Genomic DNA, 19,168 nt, shown 5'->3' with positions numbered 1-19,168 from the left:
CTGTCAGCAGACCGCATGACGGAGGGCGGTTCTACGCAAAATGCCATTCCAATAGGCCGCCCCTGAAAGCAGGGCGAATAAAAACAGGGTTAAAATGCGACCATCGTAACGGCGACTTTAAGGCGCGGGCGAGGTCAGCAAAAACGAGACTGGCACCATCTCGACAGTGGCCGCGCGATTGCCCAAGGACCATTCGACCAAAGCCTGTAGGGTGTCGGGCTTTGACCGTCCGACCAAAACGATTTCTTCGTCGATGCCCGCGCGAAATGCAGCCTGATCTAAAAAGCGTTTCATGGCGGCAACGTTCTGATCCTTGCCATCAAAATCACGAAATACCGTGGCAGCGGGCTGTTGAGCGCGTTGGGATTCTTGCATTAAAGCATTCAAACCACTGGGAAATGTCACAATGCCATGGCCCGATTGGCCAGATGAAGCAACGACCTGTGCTGCGATTTCGCGTGAGGTTTGAAAACTTGCTGAAGGCACATCCAAAAAGCCGATTGATGTCGGAACCAGTTGCGCAGCTTGGGACAATGTTTGAGCAACATCTTGGGCTGAAGCGCCATCAGGCAGGCCGATCAATGCCATGACTTCTAGACCTGCATCTCGGTACAATTGCGCCCGCGCTGTCGCCCCTGGCGCAAGAGCATCAACAGCAAAGGTCACAGGGAACGGGAGGTCTTTGAGCTGGGGCTCTGTCGGATCTATATCGCCGATATCGACCAAAACAATCGACATATTGGGCGCGGACCCCAATTTGCTAAAGGGCGCGGCATGGGCCACAATCGCTGGCAGATCTTCTGCAACGACAACGGGCGCATCCTCCAGCGCGACCGAGGGCAAACGCTCAGATTTAAGTGAATCCGTACGATCTGTGAAACTGCCCACTTTGGTGCCCAGTGTCTTTTGCCCTTGGGGTTGGATCTTTTTGACAGGTGCGGCCATCGAGGATTCAGCCGCCATATCGGTGTTTGTTTGCGGTTGATCCGCGTCAGCTAAACTTGGCGCGGGTGCGGCCAGTTCTTGCCCCTGCGGTGTGCCCAGCACAGGTGTATCGCTTTCAACATTCGGGACAGCACTGTCTTGCGGCATTGGCGTTTGAGCCAATGCGGGCGCGTCAACCTGTGTCTGCGGTGGGGTTTCATTAAAATCGCGCGGCGCAGCGATGTCTTCCTGTGCTGTTTCTTGCGCTGTTTCTTGTGCTATGGCGCCTTGTGCAGCAAGATCCACATCACTTGGTCGAGCGGTTTCATCCGTCATTTCGGTATCTAAGGGATCAGGCGTGGTCGCGTCATCTGTCGCATCGTTTTGCGCCGTATCAGCACCAGCGGCGGCATCAGCAGTGTCATCAGAAACCGCAGGATCAGCGGCTTGATTTTCATCACGCCCCGTCTCTGTTTCGACCGCCAAAGGCGCATCAGAAATATCGCTATCGATGGGTGGTGTGGTCTCGCTTGTTGTCATAGGCGGCGAAATCGACGCTACGGAGACGGAATCAACCACCTGATTGGCAACTGTGACGATCCCAACGCAAACGACCGTTCCCCAAGCCAGTCCTGTTAAAATTCCACGTCCCATAGCGCGACACCCCTCAGCCTTATACAAAAACGCCAATTTTTATTGGCTTATCTTTCATTTTACACGGCGCAGTCCTCGCAAAGTCCCGTTTGTGAGGATGAAAATCAAGAGCCACTCTTGACCCTACGCCTGCCTTCGTGGACATGTATAGCGCGTGCTTGCGCGGGGTTCATCCCCTTTTGCACATGCAAAGCCCGATGCCCGCTTATCGGCTACATTTTATACATCTCGGGTCATAGATTTCGCCATGACTCTGGGGACTGGATTGGAAAGACATCACATGCTGCTCTTGATCGATAATTACGATAGTTTCACCTATAACCTTGTCCATTATATCGGCGAGCTGGGTGTCACGGCCAAAGTGGTGCGCAATGATGACCTAACCGTTGAGGAAGCCCTTGCTTTGAAGCCCAGCGGGATTTTGCTGTCACCTGGTCCGAAGACACCCAAGGATGCAGGCATTTGTTTGGATCTGGTCAAAGCGGCCGCCGATCACAAGATTCCGCTGTTTGGTGTCTGTCTGGGGCACCAGTCCATCGGTCACGCCTTTGGCGGTCAAGTGGTGCGCTGCCATGAGATTGTGCACGGAAAAATGGGGGCCATCTTGCACCAAGGTAAAGGCGTTTTCGCGGGCCTGCCCTCGCCCCTTGCCGCCACGCGCTATCACTCATTGGTCGTGGACCCTGCCAGCCTGCCCGATTGTTTGGAAATCACCGCAGAATTGGCAGACGGCACGATCATGGGTCTGCGTCACAAGACCTTGCCCATCGAAGGCGTGCAATTTCACCCTGAAAGTATCCGGTCCGAACATGGCCACGACATGCTGCGCACATTCCTAAACCAATTCGCCAATACCAAAGAGGTTGCGTAATGAGCCAAGAGTATGATCCTGCCAAAGCCATGAAAGCCCTGATTTTTTCAGCATCAGAAGGCCCGATGAGCCGCTCACAAGCCACCGAAGCCTTTGAGATTTTGTTCGAAGGTCAAGCCACCGACGCACAGATCGGCGGGTTGCTCATGGCCATGCGTGCCCGCGGCGAAGCCGTGTCGGAATATGCCGCAGCAGCGGCCACCATGCGTGCCAAATGCCTTGCCGTCAAAGCCCCAGAGGACGCGATGGATATCGTGGGCACAGGGGGCGACAATTTGGGCACGCTGAACATTTCCACGGGAACGGCTTTTGTCGTGGCTGGCGCAGGCGTGACTGTCGCCAAACATGGCAACCGCAATCTGTCGTCTAAATCTGGCTCGGCTGATGCGCTTGGCGCCTCTGGTGTTGATGTGATGGTCGGGATCGACGTGGTGGAACGCGCCATCAATGAGGTCGGCATCGGGTTTATGATGGCCCCGATGCACCATGTTGCGATGAAACATGTGATGCCTGTCCGCCAAGAATTGGGCTGCAAAACGATTTTCAATATCCTTGGTCCTTTGACAAACCCTGCGGGCGTGAAACGCCAAATGACGGGGGCGTTTGCCCCTGATTTGTTGCACCCAATGGCGGAAACTTTGCTGACGCTGGGCAGTGAAAAGGCTTGGCTGGTGCATGGTCACGAGGGCTTGGACGAAGTGTCGATTTCTGGCCCGACCACTGTGGCGGCTTTGGCCAATGGCGCGATCACATCACTGGAAATCCATCCTGAAGACGCAGGCCTGCCTGTGCATCCTTTGCGCGATATTTTGGGCGGAACCCCTGTTGAAAACGCCTCTGCGATGCGCTCAATGCTGTCAGGCGAACGCGGAGCCTACCGCGATGCTGTATTGTTTAACGCGGCGGCTGCGTTGATCGTGGCCGATAAGGTTGCGACCTTGAAAGAGGGTGTTGAAATGGCCGCGCAGAGCATCGACAGCGGTGCGGCTTTGGCCAAATTGGATGCTTTGGCCAAGCTGACCTCAGCGGGTTAAATCTGCCAAAGGCGGATTAAATCTGCCAAAGGCGCGTTTTTCCGCAAAACCCGCAACACAGGATCAATAGCAAAAGGGCCCCCATGTCTGAGGGCCCTTTATCATTGGGTCGTATGGGATCATCGCTAATTGGTTATGATCTCAGGCCCCATCAAACTGGTCGGAAGATAGGTCGAAATGATCGGCACGTAGGTGATCAAGATCAAGAAGACAAACAAGATCGCCAAGAAAGGTGCAGCAGCGCGCACAACGGCCATCATAGGCATGCCAGCAACCCCAGAGGTCACGAACAGGTTCAGGCCAACAGGCGGTGTGATCATGCCGATTTCCATATTCACCACCATGATAATTCCAAGGTGGATCGGGTCCACGCCCAGTTCAATCGCGATTGGGAATACCAGCGGTGCTACGATCACGATCAAGCCTGAGGGCTCCATGAATTGCCCGCCGATCAGCAAGATCACATTGACCATCACAAGGAACATGATCTTACCAAAGCCCGCTGAAAGCATCGCGTTGGCGATCTGTTGTGGGATTTGTTCATCGGTCAAAACATGCTTTAATATTAATGCGTTGGCGATGATGAACATCAACATGATGGTCAACTTACCCGCATCAAACAAGGTGGCGCGCGTATCTTTGTGGAAGAAGGCTGTCACAACGGCCTGCGGTTTGCGCAGCAGTGAAATACGCTCGTCGGAATTTCTCAGCGGCCCCATATCGCGGTAGATAAAGGATGCCACAAAGAAGGCGTAGACAGAGGCCACAGCCGCCGCTTCAGTCGGGGTAAAGATCGCGCCCGTGATGCCTGGAATACCGTAGATACCAACCATAATGATGACGATCAGCATCAAGCCCCAAAACGCATCTTTGAAAGAATTCCAAATCTCGCCCCAGCCTGCCCATTCGCCTTTTGGCAGTTTTTTGATGCGTGCGATGATGTAAATCGCCAACATCAACATCGTGCCAGCCAAAAGGCCAGGAATGACCCCTGCCAAGAACATACGCCCAACAGAAACATCCGTCGCAGAAGCGTAAACAACCATAACGATGGAAGGCGGGATCAAAATCCCCAATGTGCCCGCGTTACAGATCACGCCAGCGGCGAAGTCTTTGGAATAACCGACTTTTTTCATCGCAGCGATCACGATTGTACCAATAGCAACAACCGTCGCAGGGCTAGATCCAGACAGGGCTGCAAAGATCATGCAGGCAAAAACACCCGCGATGGCCAAGCCGCCATGCATGTGACCCACACAGGCGATGGAAAAGCGCACAATGCGCGTCGCCACACCGCCAGTAGACATAAAACTAGAGGCCAGAATGAAAAACGGGATCGCCAAAAGCGTATAGTGACCCGCCATAGCCTGATACAAGGACTGTGCCACTGAAGCCAGTGAAGTATCTGAAAAGGCGAGTAAAAAGATCATGGACGACAGGCCCAAGGACACAGCGATAGGCACACCAATGAGCAAAAGCCCCAGCACCATCACGAATAATAGAATGACTTCCACGGGGGTTACTCCTCTTGTGCGTTTTGCGCGGCAACGCGCTCAACGTCTTCTTCGGCCTCATGCGAGACAATCAAGCTGGCTTGTTCGCCTTTGATGATGCGGATCGATGCCTGCACAACGCGCAACAAGATCAAGGCAGAGCCAAAGGGGATAATGAAATAGGGCACAACACGGGGCAATTTATCGTAGCTGTCGCCATAATTGATCGCGTCTTCAAGCCAACGCAAAATCCCCAACATCGGCACCTGATCTGTCATGTAGAAGGCACGATCACGGGTGTTTTCGGTAAAACCGAGCGGAAACCAGCGGCCTTCGGTAGGTTGCAGTGCAGCAAAGGGCGCCCAGTAATCCCATGCGCCTTTCATAAGCAAAGCGGCATAGGCGAAACACGCCGCAGCCGACAAAAGCGCTGCCACACGTTGACCGCGCGACGGCAACAGGTTTGTCACGGCGTCCACACCCAAATGTGTGGTCTTTTTGAACCCGTATGAAATGCCCAACATCACCAGCCAAGCAAACAAGATCAGCACCACTTCAAGGCCCCAAATCAGCGATTCATTGAACACGTAGCGCAGCACCACATTGGCAAATGTGATCAGGGTCATCACCCCAAGTATCGCTGCGATCAGGTTTTCTTCGACGCTGTCAAAAAAGCGCCCCAAGGCCGTGCCTTGACTGTCATCAGGAAGTGACATGTCTTTATCCCTTGTTATTTTGAGGTTTGGGGTGACCCGAAAGCTGCGCGGCAAACACTGGATCACAGGGTCGAAAATGGCCCCTCATCATGATTAAAAGAGGGGCCATTTTTATTTTATGTCAAAGACTTAGTGCTTTGCGTTGATCTCTTGTGCCGCGGCGATGTTATCTGCGCCCACGTCACCTTCGAACTGCGCCCAAACAGGTTTCATCACATCAACCCAAGCTTGGCGTTGCTCTGCATCCAGTTCACGGATCACGCCGCCTGCATCCAAAACAGCCTGACGGTTCTCCATGTCAACCTCAGCGATGGCCGCGTTACGTTCTGTTGTGACCTCTGACATGATTGTGGACAGTTGCTCGCGGATGTCCGCGTCGAGACCTTCCCACCAGTCAACAGATGTCACAACCATGTAGTCCAAAAGACCGTGGTTTGTTTCTGTGATACCGTCTTGAACTTCAAAGAATTTCTGGCCGTAAATATTGGACCAAGTGTTTTCTTGACCGTCCACAACGCCAGTTTGCAACGCGCCGTAAACTTCCGAGAATGACATCGGCTGAGGCGAGGCATCAAGTGCTTCCATCTGCGCGACCAAAACGTCAGATGGTTGAACGCGGAATTTCAGACCCGCCGCATCTGTTGGCGCGACAAGAGGTTTGTTGGCTGAGAATTGTTTTAGACCATTGTGCCAGAACCCAAGACCCAAAAGACCACGGCGCACCATGGCTTCTTTCATATCTTGGCCCACTTCGGACTGTTGGAATTCTTCCACGGCATCCATGTTTTTGAACATGAAAGGCAAATCGAAGATGCGGTAGATTTTGGTGAATGTTTCAAATTTTGACAGGCTTGGTGCCGCCATTTGAACATCGCCTTGCAACATGGCTTCCAAAACTTGGTCATCGTTGTAGAGCGTGGAGTTTGGGTAAACTTCGACACAGACTTTACCGTCCATTTCAGCGTTCACACGCTCCATGAACAAAGAGGCCGCGATGCCTTTGGGGTGTTTGTCAGTGTTGGTGACGTGGCTAAATTTAATAACCATTTCGCCGTCATCACAGGCCGCCATGGCAGAGGTGCCAGTGACAGCAAGAGCGAGTGCAGTGGCTGCAGTTGCGAGAAATTTCATAGGTGTCCTCCCAGACAAGATGTCAAAATCTTTGGCCTCTTTGCGCTTTCGATAAGCGACATTTGGCTCGTGGCTAAGATGACAAGCTTGTGAACGGGGCAGCAAGGGGAAGATTTTAACCCGCGTTATATTTTTATAAACACAACAATTTCAACATGATGCACAGGCATCTTTACATATTAACTCAGACAGACAAAAACAAATGTGCGGATCATCGCACACCCACCAGCGCTCACTGTGCGGTTTTTCGCACAGATGCAAGACACCACCATGGCGCCACCAAAAGTTAACGGTACAATTCCGCTTTGATCATATGACGCGCCAACTTGTCGTAGAATGTTTTGCGCGGCAGCTTTAGACCGCGTGCGGCCTCTGTCGCATTGCCCTTGTGACGCTGTAAGGCAGAGATCAACAGTGAGCGTTCGACCTGCGCCATCTGTTCACTCAGCCCCAACTCTCCCTCAGGTGTGCCTCCATTTGAGAGTCCCATGACAAATCGCATGGCCGCATTCATCAAACTGCGCGCATTGCCAGGCCAATCTTGCGCCATCAAAGTGGCGATAATATCGGGGGTAATGTCAGGCAGCGGCAAGTTGGTTTGTTCGCAGGCAATATCGACATAGTGGCGAAACAAAACGGGGATGTCTTCGGGGCGCGCACGCAACGGCGGAATGCGGATCACTGCTGCCTCAAGCCGATAAAACAAATCCGCAGAGAATGCGCCCGATTTGGCCAAGCTTGCTAGATCCGCATAGGAGCCCGCAATCAAACGCGGGCGATCATGGGTTTCCAACACATCCAACATGGCAAACTGCACATTGAGCGGCAAAGCGGCCACTTCATCTAAAAAGACAGATCCGCCTTGTGCATCCTTAAAGGCTTTGACCAAGGCTTCGGGCGTCATATCTGCGCTAGAAAGTTTCAAAAACGGTGCCAATGATCCAGCAGACAACAGATGCAGGACTTCGGCCATTTTGGCTGTGCCAACACCAGGTTCGCCCGTGACCAAAACATCAGCCGCAGAGCGCGCCACAACCCGCACATCTTCGCGCAGGCGTTTAGAAAGATCAGATGTGCCGCGCAACAGGCGCGCGGCGGCATCGCCCTGTTCGACTTGGCGTTTCAAACGACGGTTTTCCAGCACCAAAACCCGCGCGCGTAGGGCTTTTTCAACCACAGCCAAGAGTTCTTTGGCGGAACAAGGTTTTTCGATGAAATCAAAAGCCCCGCCAGAAATCCCTTTTACAGCCATTGGGATATCCCCCTCGCCCGTCAGTAAAATCACAGGCAATTCGGGGTCGACGGACTGGGCATAATCCAGCAAGGCAAACCCATCTTTGCCCGGCATACGAATATCGGTGATGACGATCCCAGCGAAATCACGCGATATGTGATCTTTGGCTTCGATATAGGTGCCAGCCAAGGTCGGCGTGAGATCGGCCAATTCAAGGGTTTGCCCCAAAGCATCACGCACAGCGGCATCATCATCGACCAAAAGCACACGATCAACAGCGGTGGTTCGTTTCATTGGGCAGCCTCTTGCGATCTGATAGCATCTTGCACGTTAGGTGTGAGTTTTAGCGCGCGGCAGGTCAATGATAAATTCAGCCCCGCCTTGGCTGATGTTGCGACCGCGAATACTGCCGCTAAAGCTTTGGATCAGCCCGTAAGAGATCGAGAGCCCCAGCCCCATGCCTTGGGCTGTGCCCACGTCTTTGGTGGTGTAGAAAGGTTCAAACATCTTATCAGGATCGGCGATACCAGAGCCTGTATCACGCAAAGACAAGCGCAGCATATCAGGGGTATCAGGCCCCGAAACAGGTGACGCGCCCAGCGCGATAAATATATGTTTTTCAGGACTTTGCGCCATTGCATCCACGGCATTTGAAATCAGGTTGATGACCACTTGCTGCAAGCGCACTTCGCCACCGCGCACCATCATATTGGGTTCGGGCTGCCAATGCAGGGTCACGCCCGCGCCAGAAATTTTTCCCATGGTCATATCCAAAGCCGCATCGACCACGGCACTCAGATCGACATCGGAAATGGCTTCGTTTTCTTGTCGGGCGAAAGCGCGTAGATTTTTGATGATCCGCCCCATGCGCCGCGCAAGATCGGCGATATGATCCAAATTTTTCGCCGCTTTGTCAGGATTTTGCCGCTCTAAGAACAATTGCGCATTTTCGGAATAGGATCTGATCGCCATCAAAGGCTGGTTCAATTCATGCGATATCCCCGCAGACATTTCGCCCAGCGCCGACAGTTTGCCTGCTTGCACCAGATCTGCTTGGGCACGTTTAAGATCGCGGTTGAGTTGTTCTAAATCTTGGGTGCGTTCAGCCACACGCGCCTCTAATCGCGTGTTGGCGTCAAACAATGTGCGTCTGCGTTCGGTGGCCAGCACCACAAAGGCACCAAAGGCCAAAGCAATCGCCGCCACAATACCCGCTTGCAGCGCAGCCAAATTCATAACTGGGCGCAGATCGAATAACAATTCCGCAGTCATATCAACAATCGGCAAAGGCCGCTCGATATGCAACACACGCGGAGGAATGTAAGGTCCTGCGGTCATCGTCCAGACATCATGGCCCGCGATGACCTGTTTGGATTGGGCGGGGAAAGCTTTATCGCCCCCTCCAGCTAAGATCAATTCCGTACGGTTTGAGACAAAGATCACATCCGAAGCATCCGTGAAATAGACCGCGAAAGGATCAACAGGCCAGCCCCACTCAATGGTTTCCAAATCCACATGCACCAAAATCGCACCTTGGGCGCCTGCGCCTTTCAGAAACACAGGGGCCGCATAGACAAAGCGGCGCTGACCTTGATCATCGACAAAATGCGCAGAGCCAAGCGCACCGTTCATTGCTCTTTGAATGGCGGGAGTGACCCCTTTGGGGGCTGCAAAACGATCCGTCGCCGCAAGCACTTGGCCTGAGCGCGTAACAACCATCATAGAATGCGACCCAGTTTGATCCGCCATAGCTTGCAACAATTGCGATGTAGCGGCTTGCAGGCCGGCTGGGGGCGCGGCACGGGCTGTGACCAGATCCATAATAATCGGATGGTCTGCAAGAATAACCGAAAGTTCACGGTAGCGTTCCAGCCCAGCGCGTAAGCGGTCAGAAGACAGCGCCAAATCGGCCCCTGCCCGTTCAGCAGCTTGGTCTAATTCAGCACGAAAGGCCAAAGCATAGGTACCAAGTCCTATGACCCCCACACAAAACACCAAGATCAGCGCCTCAATCAAACGCCGCCTCAGCGCGCTTTGGGGCAAACCAATCTGCGCAGCCTGTGTGACCTGTGCTTTTGTGCTTTGTGGGTGGTTTTGATCTTGGCTCATCTGTGCAGTTTAGAAACTCGGGCTTGCAAAGCAAAGCACCAAGCGCCACCCTTTGCCAGTAATTTCAAAATAACAACAGCGCGACCTGTTCCATCCCCAGACACGCGCGACAGCAAACCCGAGCGAAGCCCTAGATGAAAACCCTATCCCAAAATCCAAAAAACCCCGCCTTTGTGCAAAATCCCTATGAAACCTATGACAAATTGCGCGCTTTGGGCCCTATCGCCTATTGGCAGGATTTGGATCTGGCTGTGGTATCTTCCTATGACGGGGTACAGATGGGTTTGAAAGATCGCCGTTTTGGGCGTGAGGCACCTGTCGGGTTTAAACCAGTCGTTCCAGATCATCTGCGTCCCTTTTACGATGTGGATGATCATTCAATGCTGGAACTCGAAGGTGATCGTCACAGACGCTTGCGGTCTTTGGTGCTGCGCGCTTTTACATCACGCAGAATCAAAGAACTCGCGCCTGAAATCACCGAAATCTGCCATGCGCAGATTGATGCCTTTCCCAAGGATGCGCCTTTTGATCTCTTGACGGCCTATGCAACGCCCATTCCCATCCGCGTTATTTCACGGCTTTTAGGGGTTCCTGAGGATATGGGCGATCAATTGCTGGCATGGTCCAATGCCATGGTCGCGGTCTACACGCCCTTATGTGATATTCAGACCCAAACAAAAGCTGCCACAGCCGCCACAGAATTTGCGGATTTCATGCGCAGCTATATCGACAAACGCCGCCTATCCCCTGCGGATGATCTGATCACCCATTTGATTGCAGCCGAAGAAGACGGTGAAAAGCTGTCCACGCCTGAACTGATTTCCACCTGCATCTTATTGCTCAACGCTGGGCATGAAGCCACAGTGCATTCTATCGGCCTTGGGGTGAAAACCTTGATCGAACATCAAACGCCCCTTGAGACGGCTCAAGACAGGCTGCGGGACGATACCGTTGATGGCACGATCGAAGAAATCCTGCGCTATGACCCGCCTTTGCACCTGTTTCAGCGCTGGGTGAATGAGGATACAACCTTTTTGGGCCATGACTTCAAACGCGGTGACAAAATCGGGCTTTTGCTGGGCGCGGCCAACCGTGACCATGACGCATGGGATCGCCCCGATCGCTTTGACTCCACACGGCGGGTGAAACAAAACACAGCCTTTGGCGGCGGTATCCATTTTTGTGTGGGGGCCCCCCTTGCGCGGCTCGAAATGAAGATCGCGCTGTCTGTCTTGTTTGACCGCTGCCCTGACTTGGCTCTCACGGAACAGCCGCTCTATGCAGACACTTGGCATTTTCATGGGCTCAAGACATTGATGATGTGCAGATAAGCCTCTAACAAGGCTTTCAAACACAAGACTGAGAATGGGAAAACCGCGATGGCCACAGTGCTCGATAAGATCAAAGCCTATAAGTTGGAAGAAGTGGCCGCAGCCAAACAGTCTGTGTCCCTCGCCGATCTTGAAGCGCAAGCTGGCGCGCAATCCGCCCCGCGCGGGTTTTCTGAGGCTTTGCATAAAGCCAGCGCCACAGGCTATGGTCTGATTGCGGAAGTGAAAAAGGCGTCTCCGTCAAAGGGTTTGATCCGCGCAGATTTCAACCCGCCTGTCTTGGCAAAAGCCTATGAGGACGGCGGCGCTACCTGCTTGTCTGTGCTCACAGACAGACCATCATTTCAAGGCGCTCCAGAATTTTTAGTGCAAGCGCGTGCGGCCGTATCCCTGCCAGTGCTGCGCAAAGATTTTATGTATGACACTTACCAAGTGGCTGAGGCCCGTGCTTGGGGCGCGGATGCGATTTTAATCATCATGGCATCTGTGTCTGATGTCCAAGCGCAAGAACTCGAAGCCGCAGCCTTTGACATGGGTATGGATGTGCTGGTCGAAGTGCATGACGCAGATGAATTGCACCGCGCTCTTGCGTTGAAATCGCCCCTGCTTGGCGTGAACAACCGCAACCTGAAAACCTTTGAAACCACGCTGGACACCACCCGCCACCTGTCAAAACTGACCCCAAAGGGCAAGCTTTTGGTCTGCGAAAGTGGTCTCACGGATGCGAAAGATCTGGCGGATATGGCCGAATATGGCGCGCGCACCTTCTTGATCGGCGAAAGCCTGATGCGCCAAGAGGATGTGACACAAGCCACAAAAACGCTGTTGGCCAACCCTGTGCCCGCATAACAAGACGACAAAGGATGTCTCATGGCTGATTTGACCCATTTCGATGAAGCAGGCAACGCGCATATGGTCGATGTGTCAGGCAAAGCTGTGACAGACCGTTTGGCCGTGGCAGAGGCCGCGATCAAAATGCAGCCTGAAACCTTGGGGCATATCACCCAAGGCACCGCCAAAAAGGGCGATGTTCTCGGCGTGGCGCGCCTTGCTGGCATCATGGGGGCCAAGAAAACATCCGATCTTATTCCCCTGTGCCACCCTTTGCCGATCACGAAAGTCACGCTTGATCTGACCCCCGATGACACATTGCCCGGTGTGCGCATCACAGCCACGGTCAAAACATCAGGCCAAACAGGTGTGGAAATGGAAGCGCTCACAGCCGCCTCCACCGCTGCCTTGACCATCTACGATATGTTGAAAGCCTCTGAAAAAGGCATGCAGATCGTCAACATCCAATTGGTGCGCAAAGAAGGCGGCAAATCTGGCGTCTATACGGCGGACAAAGCACGATGACTTCCGCGCCCTTGATTTCGGTTCCTGAGGCGCTGGATCACGTCTTTTCGCTGTGCTCTCACCTTGAAAGCGAAGTGATCCCCCTGCGTGCAGGTCTCAACCGTGTTTTGGCCAAATATGCCATAGCCAGCCGCAATCAACCGCCTTTTTCTGCCTCAATTATGGATGGCTATGCGGTAAAAGACAGCGAAAGCCATATCGGCGCGACCTTTACTGTGATTGGCGAAGCCGCAGCAGGGCACAGATTTGATGCGACACTTAACGCAGGCCAAGCCGTGCGCATTTTCACTGGCGCGCCCCTGCCCAGCGGTGCCTCGCGGGTCTTGATGCAAGAAAACGTGACGCGCAAAGGTGATCAAATCACCCAAACCGCTGTCTCACGCACCACCAATATTCGCGAGATCGGCGCAGATTTTAAAGCAGGCGATCTGCTAAAAGCCCCGCGCAGGCTTACGCCGCGCGATCTGGCGCTTTTGGCTGCAATGAACATCGATACAATCACGGTCACGCGCAAACCTGTTGTGGCCCTGATCGCCACAGGTGATGAATTGGTCATGCCTGGAGAAACCCCAGATGATGCACAGATCATTGCCTCAAACGGGTTTGGACTGGCTGCAATGGTCGAAGCCGCAGGCGCCACCCCGCGCATGTTGCCGATTGCCCGCGACACAGAAAGCGCGCTGAAACATGTGCTGGGCCTTGCCAGCGATGCCGATATGATCGTGACCATTGGCGGGGCCTCTGTTGGCGATCATGATATTGTCGGACAGGTGGCCACAAAGATGGGCCTCTTGCGCGCTTTTTACAAAGTCGCCATGCGCCCTGGCAAACCTTTGATGGCAGGCAGACTTGGCGATGCCATGATGCTGGGCCTCCCTGGCAACCCTGTATCAGCCTTGGTCACTGCGCATCTGTTTATGTTGCCCGCTTTAAACAAAATGTTGGGCTTGGGCGAAACACCTGTGGCGCTGCACCCCGCGCGGCTCACACAAGATTTACCCGCAAACGGCCCCCGCGCCCACTACATGCGCGCACAGATTGACATGGGTCAAGTCACCCCCTTTGACAGCCAAGACAGCGCTCTTTTGCGCATTCTGTCTGATGCCAACGCGCTTATCGTGCGGCCGCCTTTTGCCCCAGCCAGTTCAACAGGTGATACGGTGGATGTGATCCTGCTGTAATTAATTTGGTGACATGTTCGCGACCTAAAGTCCTAAAACATAAACCTTTTTGCAGCGCATTAACCAAAGCTTAGGCAAATCCGCTTCACATAGATCCTGAGATAGGGCCTGACAGAGCGGCCCTGTCAAGCTCAGGAGAACAGCGTTGACACATTACGAGAACGCCGATAGAACATTAAACGAACACAACACCCAAGTGATCTGGAATCGGATTGATCAAGGTGGACCTGTGGCATTTAAAAGCACGCAAAACATTGCACCGCGCAGCCTGCCCCAACCGCCGCACCAGTCCGAAAACCGCAGTTTTGGTCGACCCGTTGCCTTACATACATCACGGGCCAACCCGACCCGCGAGATTGCTTAGGTGTTACACATCGATCTGGCGCGAGCAATTCGCCTAGGGTAATTTTTAAGCGGCGGGAGCACAAAAATGCTGACGAAAAAGCAGCTACTTTTATTAGAATTCATCAACACACGCATGCATAAAGATGGCGTGCCACCGTCTTTTGATGAAATGAAAGAAGCGCTTGATCTGCGCTCAAAGTCAGGCATCCACCGTTTGATCACAGCTTTGGAAGAACGCGGGTTTATCCGCCGTCTCGCCCACCGCGCCCGAGCCATCGAAATTGTAAAACTCCCCGAAAGTCTAGGCGGACAACCCACAGCGCCAACTATGGCTGGATTTGAACCCCGCGTGATCGAAGGCGACCGCCCCAACACGCCGCCGCCCGCGCAAGCGATGGAAGTGGCTGTTTCCGCATTTAATCTACCGATCATGGGCAAAATAGCTGCCGGTGTACCGATCGAAGCTGTTGAAGATGGCGCTTTGAATGTCGCTGTGCCTGGCTCAATGCTGTCAGGGCGTGGCAACCATTACGCGCTGGAAGTCAAAGGCGAATCCATGATCGAAGCGGGTATCAACGATGGTGACATCGTTGTGATACGCGAGACCGCGCAGGCTTCAAACGGTGATATCGTTGTGGCGATGGTCGAAGGGTATGAGACAACTTTGAAACGCTACATGCGCAAGGGCGATTCAATTGCCTTGGAAGCAGCCAATCCTGCCTTTGAAACCCGCGTTTTCGCAGCTGATCAAATCGAAGTGCAAGGCAAGTTGGTGGGCCTGATCCGCAGCTATTAGTGCTGAAGACGTTTTTTTTTAAATCTAAGCCCGCCCTTGATCATATCTTGGTGCGGGCTTTTTGGTGGCGCGTGGGTTTTGGATGCAACAGCCGTGTTGAATATCGACCATTCTGATCACGCCTTAAACTCAGCCGCTCATTCTATGGCGCAAGCGGCACTCTTTGCCCGTTTCGCGTGACGCGCAGACCGAATATCGGACGGGTCTGACTGTCGCGGTAAACCATTGGCGAGACAGGCGCGCGACCATAACGCCCGATGCTTATGTCAGGCGCAGTCCAAAGTCTTATGCCAGACGCCCCATGTGCGGTTTGAATTTGGATGCCGTCAGGATCTGCGAAAAAGGCCAGTGAACCGCTGCGTTCCAAATAGGACAAATCCAACATTAAACAGGGCAATTCGGCGGAAAAATCCAAATCTTGATTCAAAATTACAATATCATAGCTTTTACATGCAGCGTCGGCGCGTGCTTGCCAGCCACGGCCTGACACATGCGCAATTGAAATACCTGAAAGCCCCAATGGCGGCATATACCGCGCGGCGGCCTTTGTCTGACTGGGAAAATCGCCATCGTTTTCCAACCAAGATGAGGCCGCAAAACTGCCCCCAGTGTCTTTGTTCAAGGCACGCCCTTCGGCCGTCATTCGTCCGATCAATCCGCCATCTGACGAAACCAAAAGACTGGGCCTATCGCCCCCTGCCCAAAACAAGAATCCCAAGATAACAGGCAAGAGCCCCAAAAACTGCGAGCGCCCTTTCCACAACAAAACAAACAGCCCGCCTAAGGCAATGAGTGGCAATGTGGCGGTCGGCGGGGATTTGATCCAAGTCACAGCCCCTTCGATCTGGGCCACACGGTCGGCCACATAGAGCAGCCAGCGGATCGCAGGTTCCATCACCGCAAAGGCCCAGTGTTGCAACCCGAAAGGCGCAAGCACCGCCGCGATGACTGCAGCGGGCATAACCACGGCGCCCATCACGGGAACTGATATGACATTGGCAATCAGGCCGAGGTCTGCGATGCGGTTAAAATGCGCTGCCGCCACGGGCGCTGTTGCCACGCCTGCCACAGCAGATGACAAAACCACGGTGAACGCGCCAGTTAAAAAGCGCGGCCATTTGTACATAACTTTAAAGCCACGCAGAATTGAAAACACAGCGACAAGCGCAGTTGTGGCAGCGAATGACATCTGAAAGCCTGGTTCGGGCAGAACTTCGGGCCGCAGCAATAAGATCAACATCGCGGCCATGGCGACAGCACGCAGCGTGATGGCCTGCCTGTCGAGCAGGACTGCGATGAACATCATAGAGACCATGATATATGCGCGCTCTGTGGCGACATTCCAGCCAGATAAAGCCAGATAGCACGCTCCCCCAATCAAGGCAGCAACGGCTGCGATTTTTTTGTTGGGCCAGTGATAAAACGTATAGGGAATAAGAGCTAGGATGCCGCGCAACGTACTGAAGATGACCCCTGTAAGCAGGCCCATATGCAGACCCGATATGGCCAAAAGATGCGATAGATTGCTGGCGCGCAGGTTTTCGACCGTTTGCGCAGAAATCGCGGATCTGTCGCCTGTCAAAATGGCAGCGGCAAAGGCCCCTGCTTGCCCAGACAGGCTATTCTGGATCGCCAGTGACAGTTTTTGGCGCAATTTATGCACAAACAATCGCAGATCAGGATCGGTAGGCCCAAGGCGCAACACGGGGATGCGCGTATAGCCAACCGCCCCCAATTGATCGAACCATGCCATGCGTTGAAAATTAAATCCGCCTGGATCGGCGGCACTGGCGGGGGGCGACAGGCTTGCGGTTATGGCCACGGGCAATCCAGGTTCGGGATCGATATAGGCTTGGTCGCCGTATAAGGATATTCGCACGCGCGCGGGCGTGTCTTCGCGCGCGAAACCACGCAAACGCACCTGATCCAAGGTGAGGCGTACTGCATCGCTGGCGGAGCGATCGACTTTGACGATACGCCCCTCAACAGGTCCATAATATCGATAGGGTAGGACTGGCGCAGACAGGCTATGTGCACGGTAGCCCGCCACCAAGAATCCGAGCGCGACCATGGCCAGAATGGCCACAGGGGGCGCATAATAATCAGACACCACAAGCAACAGCGCAAAACAGACCGCCGCGACGCAGGCCGCGCATATGTAGCTAAACATTTGCGGTTCAAGCGGGGCTGCGAAATACAGCGAAATCCCAAGGCCCAGCATAACAGGCATCCACAAAAACATTTGCCCGTGTTGTCGGTCAAAGATGTCAAAGAACCCGTAAACAAGGGTGTAGGCGATCCGCACGGGGGCTTCCTTAACCAAATTTAGGGTGTCAATTGCCATAGGCTTGACAGGTTGCAAACTTGCTGTGCGTGAATGGAGCTAAAAGCGATTTCCACTTTGCTGCGAAATGTTTTAGACCTGCGCCAACATCATCGTCTTGAAACTACCGCCACCATGGTTACCAAAGGGTTAATTTCCCCATGTCAAACGCTGCCAACACCGCTCACAAACCTGTCGTCACTCGCATCGCGCCCTCGCCCACGGGCGATATGCACATCGGCACAGCCCGCACGGCTTTGTTCAGCTGGCTTTACGCCCGCGCCCGTGGCGGAAAATTCTTGCTGCGTATCGAAGACACGGATCGCGCGCGCTCAAGCGCGGATGCGACCCAAGGCATTTTGGATGGCATGAAATGGCTTGGTTTGGATTATGACGGCGAGGCTGTCAGCCAGTTCGAACAAGCTCCGCGCCATGTCGAGGTGGCCCAGCAAATGTTGGCCGCAGGGAAAGCCTATAAATGTTTTGCCACCCAAGACGAGATCGAAACCTTTCGCGAAACGGCCCGCGCCAACAAGACCAGTACCCTGTACCAATCGCCTTGGCGTGATGCAGATGCAGCCAGTCATCCTGATGCGCCTTATGTGATCCGCATGAAAGCCCCCCGCACGGGCGCGACTGTGATCCGCGATCAGGTGCAAGGCGATGTGACGATCCAGAATGACCAGATCGACGATATGATCGTTTTGCGCTCGGACGGCACACCGACCTATATGCTTGCGGTGGTTGTGGATGATCACGATATGGGCGTGACCCATGTCATTCGCGGCGACGATCACTTGGCCAACTCAGCGCGCCAGATGATGGTTTATGAAGCAATGGGATGGGATTTGCCTGTCTACGCGCATATTCCGTTGATTTTCGGCCCAGACGGCAAAAAGATGTCAAAACGTCATGGCGCGACTGGTGTGAAAGAATACCAAGCCATGGGATACCCCGCCCAAGGAATGCGCAATTACTTGGCACGTTTGGGCTGGTCGCATGGTGATGATGAATTTTTCTCTGACGCGCAAGCGATGGAATGGTTTGATCTGGATGGAATCAACAAGGCCCCCGCACGCTTTGACACGAAAAAGCTGGACAACATCTGTGGGCAGCATTTGGCTGTGATGGAAGATGCCCAAATCTTAAGCGAAATCGAAGGCTACCTTGCTGCATCTGCACAAGATCCGTTGACAAACGCACAGCGTGACCGCTTGAGCGCTGCGTTATACTGCCTGAAGGGTTCTGCCAAAAATTACCCACAACTTATTGAAAAAGCACGTTTTGCCCTCAATGCCCGCCCTGTTGACGTGGATGAGAAAGCTCAGAAACATTTGGGCGATGTATCCAATGGTATACTGAACGAATTGACGCCGCACCTGCAAAGTGCTAGCTGGGACCGCGACGCATTAGAGGCGGCTGTTGGCCGCGTCATGGAAGCGCAAGACATCGGCTTTGGTAAAGTTGCAGGACCGCTACGCGCAGCTCTTGCAGGACGCACCCAAACACCGAGCGTATTAGATATGATGTTCGTTTTGGGGCGCGATGAAACGCTCGCCCGATTGGCGGACGCATTACAAGAATAGCCCAAAGGGCGCAGCAAGGTTGCGCGCAAAGGGAACCTTGGTCAGTGTTTTAGGGCCAAGTCACGATAGACCGGCATATTTCAC

General features: G+C 53.7%; 16 protein-coding genes. 9 read left to right on the top strand and 7 right to left on the bottom strand.

Annotated elements, in window-relative coordinates:
- Positions 1–117 precede the first annotated feature (117 nt).
- On the bottom strand, positions 118–1,578 hold the full coding sequence (locus EDD53_RS01545; RefSeq protein WP_123791440.1) for a divergent polysaccharide deacetylase family protein: 1,461 nt from the start codon (positions 1,576–1,578) through the stop codon (positions 118–120).
- 280 nt (positions 1,579–1,858) lie between these two features.
- Here EDD53_RS01545 and EDD53_RS01540 point away from each other — a divergent pair, with 280 nt between their 5' ends.
- Both EDD53_RS01540 and trpD read left to right on the top strand, forming a co-directional pair.
- Positions 1,859–2,449, top strand: coding sequence for an anthranilate synthase component II (locus EDD53_RS01540; protein ID WP_123792356.1), 591 nt, complete (start codon positions 1,859–1,861; stop codon positions 2,447–2,449).
- Positions 2,449–3,483, top strand: a complete 1,035-nt coding sequence (trpD, locus tag EDD53_RS01535) for an anthranilate phosphoribosyltransferase (protein ID WP_246002136.1) — start codon at positions 2,449–2,451, stop codon at positions 3,481–3,483. The genes EDD53_RS01540 and trpD overlap by 1 nt, the downstream gene beginning before the upstream one ends.
- Before the next feature lie 125 nt (positions 3,484–3,608).
- Here the strand turns inward: trpD and EDD53_RS01530 are convergent, their stop codons facing one another.
- The 5 genes from EDD53_RS01530 to EDD53_RS01510 all read right to left on the bottom strand — a co-directional run bounded on the left by EDD53_RS01530 (position 3,609) and on the right by EDD53_RS01510 (position 10,166).
- Positions 3,609–4,997 carry a TRAP transporter large permease gene (locus EDD53_RS01530; RefSeq protein ID WP_123791439.1) on the bottom strand — a complete coding sequence of 463 codons (1,389 nt, stop codon included), beginning with the start codon at positions 4,995–4,997 and terminating at the stop codon, positions 3,609–3,611.
- A gap of 5 nt (positions 4,998–5,002) precedes the next feature.
- Positions 5,003–5,692 (bottom strand): TRAP transporter small permease, encoded by a 690-nt coding sequence (locus EDD53_RS01525; RefSeq protein ID WP_123791438.1) that lies wholly within the window; start codon positions 5,690–5,692, stop codon positions 5,003–5,005.
- Between the two features lie 129 nt (positions 5,693–5,821).
- Entirely contained in the window at positions 5,822–6,823 is a 1,002-nt protein-coding gene (locus EDD53_RS01520) for a DctP family TRAP transporter solute-binding subunit (protein WP_123791437.1), read from the bottom strand.
- A 286-nt stretch (positions 6,824–7,109) separates the two neighbouring features.
- On the bottom strand, positions 7,110–8,351 hold the full coding sequence (locus tag EDD53_RS01515) for a sigma-54-dependent transcriptional regulator (protein WP_123791436.1): 1,242 nt from the start codon (positions 8,349–8,351) through the stop codon (positions 7,110–7,112).
- A gap of 36 nt (positions 8,352–8,387) precedes the next feature.
- The gene (locus EDD53_RS01510) at positions 8,388–10,166 is read right to left on the bottom strand and encodes a sensor histidine kinase (protein WP_123791435.1); all 1,779 of its coding nucleotides are present in this window, start codon (positions 10,164–10,166) and stop codon (positions 8,388–8,390) included.
- A 134-nt stretch (positions 10,167–10,300) separates the two neighbouring features.
- On the opposite strand from EDD53_RS01510, the gene EDD53_RS01505 reads away from it, so the two are divergent.
- From EDD53_RS01505 to lexA, 6 genes are all read left to right on the top strand, one after another.
- Positions 10,301–11,497, top strand: a complete 1,197-nt coding sequence (locus EDD53_RS01505; RefSeq protein ID WP_123791434.1) for a cytochrome P450 — start codon at positions 10,301–10,303, stop codon at positions 11,495–11,497.
- A gap of 48 nt (positions 11,498–11,545) precedes the next feature.
- A complete protein-coding gene (gene trpC / locus EDD53_RS01500; RefSeq protein WP_123791433.1) occupies positions 11,546–12,346 on the top strand; it encodes an indole-3-glycerol phosphate synthase TrpC in 801 nt (266 codons plus the stop codon).
- Positions 12,347–12,367: 21 nt separating this feature from the next.
- Entirely contained in the window at positions 12,368–12,853 is a 486-nt protein-coding gene (moaC, locus tag EDD53_RS01495) for a cyclic pyranopterin monophosphate synthase MoaC (protein ID WP_123791432.1), read from the top strand.
- A gap of 11 nt (positions 12,854–12,864) precedes the next feature.
- A complete protein-coding gene (locus EDD53_RS01490; protein WP_123792354.1) occupies positions 12,865–14,034 on the top strand; it encodes a molybdopterin molybdotransferase MoeA in 1,170 nt (389 codons plus the stop codon).
- A 145-nt stretch (positions 14,035–14,179) separates the two neighbouring features.
- Positions 14,180–14,398 carry a hypothetical protein gene (locus EDD53_RS01485; RefSeq protein WP_123791431.1) on the top strand — a complete coding sequence of 73 codons (219 nt, stop codon included), beginning with the start codon at positions 14,180–14,182 and terminating at the stop codon, positions 14,396–14,398.
- Between the two features lie 66 nt (positions 14,399–14,464).
- Positions 14,465–15,175 carry a transcriptional repressor LexA gene (gene lexA, locus EDD53_RS01480; protein ID WP_123791430.1) on the top strand — a complete coding sequence of 237 codons (711 nt, stop codon included), beginning with the start codon at positions 14,465–14,467 and terminating at the stop codon, positions 15,173–15,175.
- A gap of 142 nt (positions 15,176–15,317) precedes the next feature.
- Here the strand turns inward: lexA and EDD53_RS01475 are convergent, their stop codons facing one another.
- Positions 15,318–17,519 carry a ComEC/Rec2 family competence protein gene (locus EDD53_RS01475; RefSeq protein WP_123791429.1) on the bottom strand — a complete coding sequence of 734 codons (2,202 nt, stop codon included), beginning with the start codon at positions 17,517–17,519 and terminating at the stop codon, positions 15,318–15,320.
- A 140-nt stretch (positions 17,520–17,659) separates the two neighbouring features.
- Between EDD53_RS01475 and gltX the strand changes: the two genes are divergently transcribed.
- Positions 17,660–19,084: a glutamate--tRNA ligase gene (gltX, locus tag EDD53_RS01470; protein ID WP_123791428.1), complete on the top strand. Its 1,425-nt coding sequence runs from the start codon at positions 17,660–17,662 to the stop codon at positions 19,082–19,084.
- Positions 19,085–19,168 lie beyond the last annotated feature (84 nt).

Source organism: Pacificibacter maritimus, assembly GCF_003814915.1.
GTDB classification, from domain to species: Bacteria; Pseudomonadota; Alphaproteobacteria; order Rhodobacterales; family Rhodobacteraceae; genus Celeribacter; species Celeribacter maritimus.
Note: the sequence above shows the minus strand (reverse complement) of the source record. Positions and strands in the feature narration are given on the sequence as shown.